Consider the following 10,604-nt stretch of genomic DNA (forward strand, 5'->3'; position numbering starts at 1 on the left):
AGTCTCTCCTGAGCGTCTCACCGTCTCTCCAGTGCGTCCAGCCGTCTCTCCGACCCGTCCCCGCAGCGTCTCCGCCGCGCCCCGTAGCGCCTCAGCGCCGCCGGTGAAGGGGGTTCTAAGGCGATACAAACAAAGCCGCAACCCAAAAATGTAGGAAAATCACTCAACCCTTCAAGAAAAATCAAAAACTACACAAAAACAACAGCTTAACACACAACAAACTCGCCAAACACACACCAAACAAACCAAAACAGCCAAACAAAACAACCTTATCCACAACCAACAACACATTACCCACAACCAAACAAAACGAGTCACTCAAAAATCAAAAAAACCGCGGGCGTCTCTATCGCTGTGGCAACAGGCTGTTCAGACCGTCACGCAGATCGGACTTCAGCCCTTTGGCCTCCAGATGTTGCCGCAAACGTTGGTTGAAGCCACCCGGCGTATTGAGCGTGTCAAGCAATGTGGCGCATGAAGACGATTGCAGACTGTTGGCCACAAGACAGCGCAAGAACAGCTCTAGCGGATCCTTCGGACATCCCTGCTCACTAGCCCAAGACGCCGTATCCTCGAGCAATTGCACCACGGGCGACAACACAGCCTGCGCTGCCAGATACGTTTCCAGCTCCTCCGGGCCATTTAGGGCAAACACTGTATTCTTTGGCGCAAAGATATCAGACACCAGGCCTGTATCGCCCATCGCCATGATCGGGGATCCCCCTACGGCAATACCGGGAAAAGGCATCATAACCGCCGAGGCCACGGCAGGCGCAACCATATCCGCCACCTGTTCCAGAGAGGCCCCCGCCATGAAAGACACTACTTTCTGTTCGGGCCGAAATGTCAGCTCCGGCAGGCACGCAACCGCGGCTTCCGCCATCAAACCCAGGAACAGCACGTCACTTTGATCTACGACGGACTGATTATTGGATCGAGTGACATCATCGAACAATTCACTCAACTGGTGTGACTGTGCCTCGCTGCGATGCGAGAGCACAATGTGATGCCCCTGCCCCGCCAATCCACGCACAACTGCAGACGCAATGGCGCCACATCCAAGAAACCCAAGTCGCATGTGATACCCTCCCCTTTTGCCAGGCATATCTTTGCGCCCGGTATAGCAGGGTCGGTCGACGGTGTATCAGCACAGTTGTCTGAAGTGCAGCTTTGCAGTCTGCGCTGTCAGGAGCGCCAGCAGCGAAATGGCCTGTCCCACACTGGCAGACATCTCCCACATAGCAAAACAGGCGCACTCCGGAGAGCACGCCTGCGATTGTCTTTAGCCGTTTGATGCGTGACTTATTCAGCTGCCATCTGGCTCGAGACCTTTTCGACTCTGACCGCGGCGAATTTGAACTCCGGGATTTTGCCATAAGGATCAAGCGCCGAGTTGGTCAGGATGTTGGCCGCAGCTTCCACATAGGCGAAAGGCACAAACACCATGTCCTCGGACACAGCCCGATCAGCACGGGCCATGATCTCGATGGAACCCCGCCGCGTTGACAGGCGCACCATTTCCCCGGGTTCCACACCCATAAGTTTGAGCGTGCGCGGATGCAGCGAACAGTTCGCCTCAGGCTCCACAGCATCCAGCACCTTTGACCGGCGTGTCATCGACCCGGTGTGCCAGTGTTCCAGCTGGCGACCCGTGGTCATGATCATCGGGTATTCATCATCCGGTGCCTCATCCGGAGCAATCACAGCAGCAGGCGTAAACTTCGCCTTGCCTTCTGCCCGCGGGAAACCATCCCCGAATACAATCGCCTGACCAGGGTCGGTTTCATGCAGCGACGGATAAGTGATGCTCTCGGTTTCGAGACGCTCCCAGGTGATGTTGTCGAGCGACTTCATGTTCAGCTTCATCTCGGCAAAGACTTCGCTGACATCATCATACTGCCACGGCAGACCGATGCGCTGTGCCAGCTCGACAGTCACTTTCCAGTCTTCGCGCGCTTCACCCGGAGGTGTGACGGCTGGACGGACGCGCTGAACCTGGCGGTTGGTGTTCGAAACCGTACCATTTTTCTCATAGAGCGCGGAGGCGGGCAGAATGATGTCAGCGTAGTTCGCTGTCTCGGTCAGGAAGATATCCTGAACGATCATCAACTCCAGCTTGGCAAAAGCCTCACGGGCGTGATCGGCATCGGGATCGGACATCGCTGGGTTTTCGCCCTGGATATACATCCCCTTGATGTTGCCCGCATAAGCCTCGTCCACGATTTCCGTGACGGTGAGACCTTTTTCGTTGGAGAAGTCACCACCACCCCAAACATCAGTAAAGCTCTTGCGCACATCATCAGATGTTACAGTCTGATAGTCAGGCAGGAACATCGGGATCAGGCCCGCATCGGATGCGCCCTGCACGTTGTTCTGGCCACGCAGCGGGTGCAGACCTGCGCCTGGCTTGCCCACATTCCCGGTCATAAGCGCAAGGCTGATCAGGCAGCGCGAGTTGTCGGTGCCATGAATGTGCTGTGACACACCCATCCCCCAGAAGATCAGGCCTGCCTTGCCTTTTGCGAAGGTACGCGCCACGTCACGAATGACAGCAGGCTCGATGCCGGAGATTTCCGCCATCGCCTCGGGAGAGAACTGACGCAGGTGATCCTTCTCTGCGGCCCAGTTTTCAGTCCAACGGTGGATGTACTGGCTGTCATACAGTTCTTCTTCGACGATCACATTCATGATCGAGTTCAGCAGGGCCACATCTGCGCCCGGGCGGAACTGAAGCATATGGCTGGCAAACCGGCTCAGCGCCTGGGCACGCGGATCCATAACGATCAGCTTGCCACCGCGTTTTGTGAACTGTTTGAAATAGGTTGCAGCCACAGGATGGTTTTCCAGCGGGTTACAGCCAATAACAATTGCAACGTCAGCGTTTTCGATCTCATTGAATGTCGCCGTCACGGCACCGGAGCCGACATTTTCGATCAGCGCAGCAACAGAGGACGCGTGGCACAGACGGGTGCAATGGTCGACGTTGTTGTGCTTGAACCCCTGGCGGATGAACTTCTGGAAGAGATAGGCCTCTTCGTTGGTGCATTTGGCAGAGCCAAAGCCAGCAACCGACTTGGGGTTCTCATCGCGCAGCTTCTTCAGCCCTGTGGCTGCGAGCTCCATCGCCTCTTCCCAGCTGGCTTCGCGGAAATGGGTCGACAAATTGCCTGGATCGACGTTCAAACCCTTCGCCGGAGCATCATCGCGCCGGATCAACGGTTTGGTCAGGCGGTGATCGTGATGAATGTAGTCGAAACCAAACCGGCCTTTGACGCAGAGACGACCTTCGTTGGCAGGGCCATTGATGCCTTCGACGTATTTCACTTTGCCGTCTTTGACTTTCAGGCTGACCCGGCAGCCGACGCCGCAGAATGGGCAAACGCTTTCGGTTTCTGAATCAAAATCGCGGCTGTCGCCGACCTGCTGGTCATCCATAACAGTGGCGGGCATCAGCGCACCGGTTGGGCAGGCCTGAACGCATTCGCCGCAGGCAACGCAGGACGAGTCGCCCATGGGATCGGCGAGGTCAAAGACCGGATAGGCATCATGGCCACGGCCCGCCATCCCAATAACGTCATTCACCTGAACCTCGCGGCAGGCGCGCACGCACAGCCCGCACGAGATGCAGGCGTCAAGGTTCACCTTCATCGCGACGTGGGAATCATCAAGAAGCGGGATCCGCCCCTCTTCCAGCTTGGGAAAGCGTGATTCTGAAACCCCGTTCAGGTCCGCCATGTCCCAAAGATGCGAGGACTTATCGTGTGCCACTTCCTGCTCTGGCTGGTCAGCGACCAACAGTTCCATCACCAGCTTACGGGCGTTTTCGGCACGCGCGTTGTTGGTGGTGACAACCATGCCTTCAGCAGGTTCACGAATGCAGGACGCAGCCAGGGTGCGCTCGCCTTCGATCTCCACCATGCAGGCGCGGCAGTTGCCATCGGGGCGATACCCTGGCTGCGGCTTATGGCACAGATGTGGGATCTTCAGACCGCGGCCGTTGGCGACTTCCCAGATGGTCAGGCCCTTTTCAGCGGTTACTTCTTTACCGTCGAGGGTGAATGTAACGAGATTGCTCATGGCTCAAACCTCTTCGGGGAAATGTTTCATAGTGAGACGGATGGGGTTCGGCGCCGCCTGGCCCAACCCGCAGATCGAGGCGTCGACCATGGTCTGGGACAGCTCTTCCAGCAGGGATTGATCCCATTTGGGAGCCTGCATCAGCTTTACAGCCTTTTCGCAGCCAACCCGGCACGGCGTGCATTGACCGCAGCTTTCATCCTCGAAGAACCGCAACATGTTCAGCGCAGCATCGCGGGCCTTGTCCTGATCCGACAGCACAACAACAGCAGCGGATCCAATGAAGGTGCCCAGCGGCTGCAGCGTGTCAAAGTCAAGCGGGACATCGTTGATGGAGGCAGGCAACAAACCAGACGATGGACCACCGGGCTGATAGGCCTTGAAGGTGTGACCATCCAGCATGCCACCAGCCGCTTCGATGATATCGGTGATGGTTGAACCGGCTGGCAGAAGATGCACACCAGGGTTCTTGACACGTCCGGACACCGAATAACTGCGCAGCCCCTTGCGGCCATTCTTCTCTACTGTGTTCAGGCACTCAGGGCCTTCACGGTTGATTTTGCACACCCAATAAAGCGTTTCGATATTGTGCACCAAAGTGGGGCGACCAAAGATCCCGACCTGAGCCACAAACGGCGGGCGATGGCGCGGCTCACCGCGTTTGCCCTCGATGGACTCGATCATTGCGCTTTCTTCACCGCAGATATACGCGCCCGCGCCGCGGCGCAAATCGATATAATCCGGAGCAACGACACCTGCGTCTTCCAGGGCTTTGATCTCCCGGCGCAGGATCTCCAACACTGCGGGATATTCATCACGCATATAGATGAAGGCTTTCTCGGCCTCGACCGCCCAGGCCGCGATCAACATACCTTCCAGGAAGACATGCGGCGTGCGCTCAAGGTAGTAGCGATCCTTGAAGGTCCCCGGCTCGCCCTCGTCACCGTTGACGGCGATGTAACGTGGCCCTTCGTTGGCGCGGACAAAACCCCATTTCGTGCCGGATGGGAAACCCGCACCGCCCAAGCCGCGCAGACCAGCCTCTTTGACCTTGGCCTGAACCTCTTCCCAATCGCCGTTGGCGCGCAATTCTTGCAGTGTCGCATAACCACCATCAGCCACATAGTCGCTGTAGGTCTCATAGTCAGGCACATGGGCGTGCGTGTCATCAGCGGCAATCGCGGCCTGCACTTTGGCCGGTGTGGCGTGGTCGATATGATTGTGGCCGATCTCCAGCACAGGCGCGGTGTCACAGCGGCCCATGCAGGGGGCACGCAGCACACGCACCTCGGACGGGTCCAGCCCATCTTCCAGCGCTTTTTTCAACTGTTCGGCGCCTGCCAACTCACAAGAGAGGGAATCACAAACCCGGATGGTCAGCGCCGGAGGAGGCGCCTCCCCCTCACGTACGACATCGAAATGCGCATAGAAGGTCGCAACCTCATAGATCTCAGCCTGACCCGTGCGCAGCTCCTCTGCGAGCGCGCGGATATGTGCGGCGCTCAGGCAGCCGAATTTATCCTGGATCAGATGCAGAAACTCGATCAACAGATCCCTGTTGCGCGGTCGATCACCAAGAAGTTCAAGAACCTCGCTATGCGCCTGATCGTCCAGCTGACGGCCCTTGGGCGTGACGCGCCCCTTGCCTTTGCCGGATTTCCAGACGCCTTTGCTATTGTCCAACGGTGCCACGGTGACCTCCAATTCGCACTTCAACACCGCTCAATCTCATTGAGTCTGGCTATCGTCAAATCCAAAAAATCGAAGATACGATAAGTGGAGATTATCACAAAAAGGCAGCCACCACATCGCGCAGCGCCCGCACCGTGACAAGGGCGGGCTGACGATCCAAGGTCACCATGGAAATCGGCTTTCGCACATCCGGGTCGATCAACGGCAGCACAGTGACGCCATCCAGTTCCCCCAAGGCATCAACCAGTGCCTCCGGCAAAATGGTCGCGACAGACCCAGCCCGCGCCATCACCATGGCGGCCATAAACCCGCTGGAGTCGGATCGCACCTCCGGGCGCAAACCCAAATCAGAGAAAATCCGATCCAAAATGCGCCGGTTCTGCATCTGTGGCTCCAGCAAGCTTAGCGGCAATTGCGCCGCCTCCGCCCAGGTAACCGACGTCTTTGGCTCACCGAAATGCTGGAACAGCATGGCGGTCGGGGCCGCCAGAACATATGCCTCTTCATAAAGGGGCTGAATGACCACCTGATCCGGGCCAAGACTGTCATGATAGGTCACGCCAACATCAATCGTGCCATCAAACAACCGCTGCTGAATGGTCAGCGATGTCAGAACTTCGATACGGGCCAGAACCCGTTGGTGCCGCAGATGGAAGCGATCAACAACCTGGGCGGCATATGCCGTAGCTGTTGGCACCACCCCAATCACAAGTGTGCCCGTCACCTCGCCACGCGCAGCCGCGACCTCTTGTTCGAGCGCTTTGGCGTCGTCCAGAATCTCCCGCCCACGTCGAACGATCATCAGACCTTCTTCGGTCAGGCCCTGAAAACGATTACCCCGGCGCACGATGGAGACGCCCAGCCGCTCTTCGAGATTTCGGATGCGCATTGAAAATGCAGGCTGGGACATACCGCTTTCCTGAGCGGCTTTCGCGAAATGCCGGTGGCGCGACAGGGCACTCAGCAGCTTCAGATCTTTCAGTTCGATCACTTTGCCCGGCCTCCGGTCTGCTTCTGAATAGGCCGCATGTTTGATCTGGGGGTGGCATCGATGTGCCACTGCGCCAGCGATGCAGCCGATTTCCTACCGAAATACACCGGAGCAAACAAAAAAGCAGCCCAAAACAGGCTGCTCTTTTGGTTTTGGATTTCACTACGGCTCAGACTTGGCGCCGCGCGGTCGCAGATCTGGACACGCCATCATAAACGCCAGTGATGACATCCAGGACCCGCCCGGCTTCGGCCACACGATCCATGAGACCAGGCACCTGTGACAGAGCCTCCAGCAGCAATTGTTGTCGCTCTTTATCAAACCGCGCCGTCACGTTCAGCCCGGCATCGGTTACAGAGTATGTCACACCGCCGCGGCCAGATCCCATTTTGCGGATCAAATTGGCCGACGCCAGCTTGCGCAGCGAATACTGAATGTTCGGCACATCATCGCGATTTGTGACACGTGCCAGTTCCTTGATCGTCTTGGGGCGGTCATTCATCCGAATGACATTGAGCAACGTGATTTCAGGCCCTGAAGCAGACAGGGTCGAAACCAGGCCAAAACACTCCGCTTGCCACCGAGAGAACCCTTCAAACGTTCGCATCAAGGCGAACTCAAAATCTGCGAGATCTTCCCCAGTGTCTTGCCGGTTGGTAAGATCTGTATCGCCAGACTGTTCCGGCTTTGTAGATCCAGACATTGTGTCCAACAATTCTCTCCTTAGTCTAGTCGGAAACGCGCCCTTTACAGGGCTACCGCATGCGGACCCCCCGATCCGCGACAGCGTATCCACTCCCCACCGCACTACGACTCTTAGTAATTATCCAGAACGGAGTTTCAACCCGTCCTTGCAGGAAAACCGAGCGGCAAAACTGGCAGTTTAAGGCCAAGGCTCTGTAGAATCAGCGGAATTTTAAATTCATTTAAATGAATAGGTGTGGTCCGGTTGTGTGATTTAATAGATAAATTGTCTCATGGTTTTTCAAGAAACGATGCAGAGAATTCTATCTTCTGGTGACAGGCGCCTGTGAGATCAGGCTATCGACGCGTTCTGCGGCGACGTCACATGCAAAATTATTAGCGGAATTTCATCGACTTAGAAGAGAAAAATATCAATTTTACGAAATTTTTCCGCACCCTTGACGAGCTTCCCTTACGGCACTTTTGCCGCGGCAAGACCAGCGCCCGTTAACAAACACGTAAAACCTGAAGGCTACGGTGCTCCCTTGAATGACGCAGACGACGTTTTACAGAAAGTACCGACATTTATTCCGCGCTGAACTGCGCCCTGACACACGCCAAATCAGCCGAGCCCATGCGGTCCGGCAAGCGCGTGGGTGGCACTGGCAAAAAGAGGCCGTGCTCTGTTGACCCTGATGGGGGCCGTGCAAAGGGCACAAGCGATTGGGCCGATAGATGCCAACTCTGCGATGTTCATGACGGCGGGGCCGTTCGACAAGGTCGAGCTGGTCTCTGAGGTGATTGGTATTGGTGACTTGGTTTTGGTTTGGCGCAGCGTGGGTTTTGTTTCTGCGTCCATGAATGAAGTTGGCACGTGCCAACAACACGATTGAACCACCCGCCGACACATACCGGCGGGGCTGAAAGGTACTGAAATGAAATTGCGAAACCCTGTGAAAGCGGTGTTGTCCAAACTCCCCGTCTTCGCCAAATGCAGCTTGCTGATTGCTGCCTCGACGCTTGTCGTGACTGTTCTGCTGACTTGGAAAAACCAGGCTATCCTATCAGAAGCGGTCGATAGTGGCGTTCATACCCTCGCCGAGGGGGTGACCGTCAGCGTCGCTGGGCGCAGCGGCGGTGCCATCCGGTTTGGCGATGCCAAGCGGCTTGAAACCGATCTCAACTCTCTCATCGAAATGTCAAACGGCCGCGCCGTACATGGCATTGCGATGAACACCAAAGGCAAAGTGGTCGCCAGCATCGGCACAGCAGCAGACCTCGAATTGGAACAACTGACGCAGTTGGCCGCCGCCGCCATGGAAACCGGCGAGCTGCAATTCAGCCCCAATGGATACCTGGTCGCCGCCCCGGCCGCTGCGGGTGGCGCCGGTACGGTTGTGCTGGGCGCTGTTGGCATGGTCTGGTCACCCGATGTCGCCTTTGCCGAGGTAGCGCCGAGCCAATTCATTGCCTTTGCCCTCGCAGCGACCGCTTTTGTGGTGATGCTGTTGTTGTCGATGTTTGCATTGCGCACCATGCTGTCGCGACCATTGAACGAAGTGGGCGCCGCGATTGATACCTTGACCCAAGGCGATTACTCGCAAGAAACCCGCCATCAACACCGCGGTGATGAGATCGGAAAAATCGCCCGACAGACAGATGCGCTCAAAGCTCAACTGGCCGCTGCCAAAGAGGTCGCCGCTGAGCGCGAACAGGCGCAACAAGTTCAAAAACAAGTGGTTGAAAGGCTGAATTCCGGGCTGAAACAACTGTCCGATGGCGATTTAACCCAAACCATCGACACCGCGTTTACCGATGACTACGAAAGCCTGCGCCTGAACTTCAACAATACCGTCGACAAAATGGTCGGCATTATCGAAGCCGTGGTAGAAAACTCAGCCAGGATTCGGGCCAGCTCGGAAGAAATCAGCCAATCGTCCGGCGATTTGTCCCAGCGCACCGAAAGCCAGGCAGCCACGCTCGAAGAGACCGCGGCAGCGATGGAGCAGCTGACCGTCAGCGTGCGCTCTGCGGCAGAAGGTGCCCGCGAGGTCGAAGGCATTGTCTCCGAAGCCAAACAAACCGCTGTCAACAGCGGCGAAGTGGTGACACAGGCAGTCAATGCGATGTCCAAGATCGAAGACTCGTCCAACAAGATCTCACAGATCATTTCTGTGATTGACGATATTTCGTTCCAGACGAACCTGCTCGCCCTGAATGCAGGGGTCGAGGCAGCACGCGCCGGCGAAGCGGGCCGTGGCTTTGCGGTGGTCGCAAGCGAAGTCCGCGCCCTCGCCCAGCGTTCGTCTGAAGCCGCACAAGAGATCAAGTTGCTGATCAGCGAAAGCACCAGCCACGTTGGCGAAGGTGTGGATCTGGTTGGTCGCGCAGGCACCGAGCTGCAACAGATCATCGAACGCGTCGCGACCATTTCGGGCCACGTCAGCGGCATTGCAACCGGCGCGCAGGAACAGTCCACAACACTGGCCGAAATCAACACCGGCGTCACCCAGTTGGACCAAGTGACACAACACAACGCAGCTATGGTCGAAGAATCAACCGCTGCGAGCCAGATCCTGCGAAACGATGCAAATCAACTTGCCGAGCAGGTCGCCGTCTTCAAGACGCGCAATTCAGGTGCCGCCTTGCGGCAACCCGTTGCGGCGCCCGCGCCACAAGCCATGGATTGGTCGCAAGAGCAATCCCCGGCCCCATCCGCACATGGAGACGACGGGTTCGCTGATACTCCACTGAAGGTCGCCGCCGGTTGGGAAGACTTCTAAACATCGATTGCTTCTCTGCCACGGCAGGGAAGCAGCCCTCGTATCCGAGAGCACCGACAATTGCTCGATCAGGGCCAAGGCAGACCATAAGCGGCATGAGCGCTGATCAGCATAGCCCTGATATCAGGCGGATTTGATCGAAAGCGCAAATAGCAATAGCGTTTCCAGCACCGAACGCAGGGCTCAACGGCAGCGGCGATGCGTTCAGTCAGCAATGTCGAATAGTAAGCCTCACAGTAAATAAGCTCGGTGCGGATCACGAACTGATACCAAGCAAACAAGCCTAACGATACTGTGTTGATGGTGCCCCCACACGGACTCGAACCGCGGACCTACTGATTACAAATCAGTTGCTCTACCAGCTGAGCTATAGGGGC

General features: G+C 56.8%; 7 protein-coding genes and 1 tRNA gene. 2 read left to right on the plus strand and 6 right to left on the minus strand.

Annotated elements, in window-relative coordinates; genetic code table 11:
• Nucleotides 1–346: 346 nt before the first annotated feature.
• From Q0C28_RS12845 to Q0C28_RS12865, 5 genes are all read right to left on the minus strand, one after another.
• A complete protein-coding gene (locus Q0C28_RS12845; protein WP_293576418.1) occupies nt 347–1,078 on the minus strand; it encodes an NAD(P)-binding domain-containing protein in 732 nt (243 codons plus the stop codon).
• Nucleotides 1,079–1,302: 224 nt separating this feature from the next.
• Nucleotides 1,303–4,077, minus strand: coding sequence for a formate dehydrogenase subunit alpha (gene fdhF / locus Q0C28_RS12850; RefSeq protein ID WP_293576419.1), 2,775 nt, complete (start codon nt 4,075–4,077; stop codon nt 1,303–1,305).
• Between the two features lie 3 nt (nt 4,078–4,080).
• A complete protein-coding gene (locus Q0C28_RS12855) occupies nt 4,081–5,769 on the minus strand; it encodes an NAD(P)H-dependent oxidoreductase subunit E (RefSeq protein ID WP_293576423.1) in 1,689 nt (562 codons plus the stop codon).
• Between the two features lie 94 nt (nt 5,770–5,863).
• The gene (locus Q0C28_RS12860; RefSeq protein WP_293576420.1) at nt 5,864–6,760 is read right to left on the minus strand and encodes a LysR family transcriptional regulator; all 897 of its coding nucleotides are present in this window, start codon (nt 6,758–6,760) and stop codon (nt 5,864–5,866) included.
• 169 nt (nt 6,761–6,929) lie between these two features.
• Nucleotides 6,930–7,463, minus strand: coding sequence for a winged helix DNA-binding protein (locus Q0C28_RS12865; protein WP_293576425.1), 534 nt, complete (start codon nt 7,461–7,463; stop codon nt 6,930–6,932).
• A 667-nt stretch (nt 7,464–8,130) separates the two neighbouring features.
• Here Q0C28_RS12865 and Q0C28_RS12870 point away from each other — a divergent pair.
• Together Q0C28_RS12870 and Q0C28_RS12875 are read left to right on the plus strand one after the other, a co-directional pair.
• Nucleotides 8,131–8,337: a hypothetical protein gene (locus Q0C28_RS12870; protein ID WP_293576421.1), complete on the plus strand. Its 207-nt coding sequence runs from the start codon at nt 8,131–8,133 to the stop codon at nt 8,335–8,337.
• 42 nt (nt 8,338–8,379) lie between these two features.
• Nucleotides 8,380–10,227: a methyl-accepting chemotaxis protein gene (locus tag Q0C28_RS12875; protein ID WP_293576422.1), complete on the plus strand. Its 1,848-nt coding sequence runs from the start codon at nt 8,380–8,382 to the stop codon at nt 10,225–10,227.
• A 301-nt stretch (nt 10,228–10,528) separates the two neighbouring features.
• On the opposite strand, the gene Q0C28_RS12880 is transcribed toward Q0C28_RS12875, so the two are convergent.
• A tRNA-Thr gene (locus Q0C28_RS12880) sits at nt 10,529–10,604 on the minus strand.

This window comes from Phaeobacter sp. (assembly GCF_022825805.1).
Classification (GTDB): Bacteria; Pseudomonadota; Alphaproteobacteria; order Rhodobacterales; family Rhodobacteraceae; genus Phaeobacter.

What these genes read in the sequence shown, in the direction of transcription:
- Q0C28_RS12845 (WP_293576418.1), bottom strand. Translation starts at nt 1,078, where the DNA reads ATGCGACTTGGGTTTCTTGGATGTGGCGCCATTGCGTCTGCAGTTGTG.
- fdhF (WP_293576419.1), bottom strand. Translation starts at nt 4,077, where the DNA reads ATGAGCAATCTCGTTACATTCACCCTCGACGGTAAAGAAGTAACCGCT.
- Q0C28_RS12865 (WP_293576425.1), bottom strand. Translation starts at nt 7,463, where the DNA reads ATGTCTGGATCTACAAAGCCGGAACAGTCTGGCGATACAGATCTTACC.
- Q0C28_RS12875 (WP_293576422.1), top strand. Translation starts at nt 8,380, where the DNA reads ATGAAATTGCGAAACCCTGTGAAAGCGGTGTTGTCCAAACTCCCCGTC.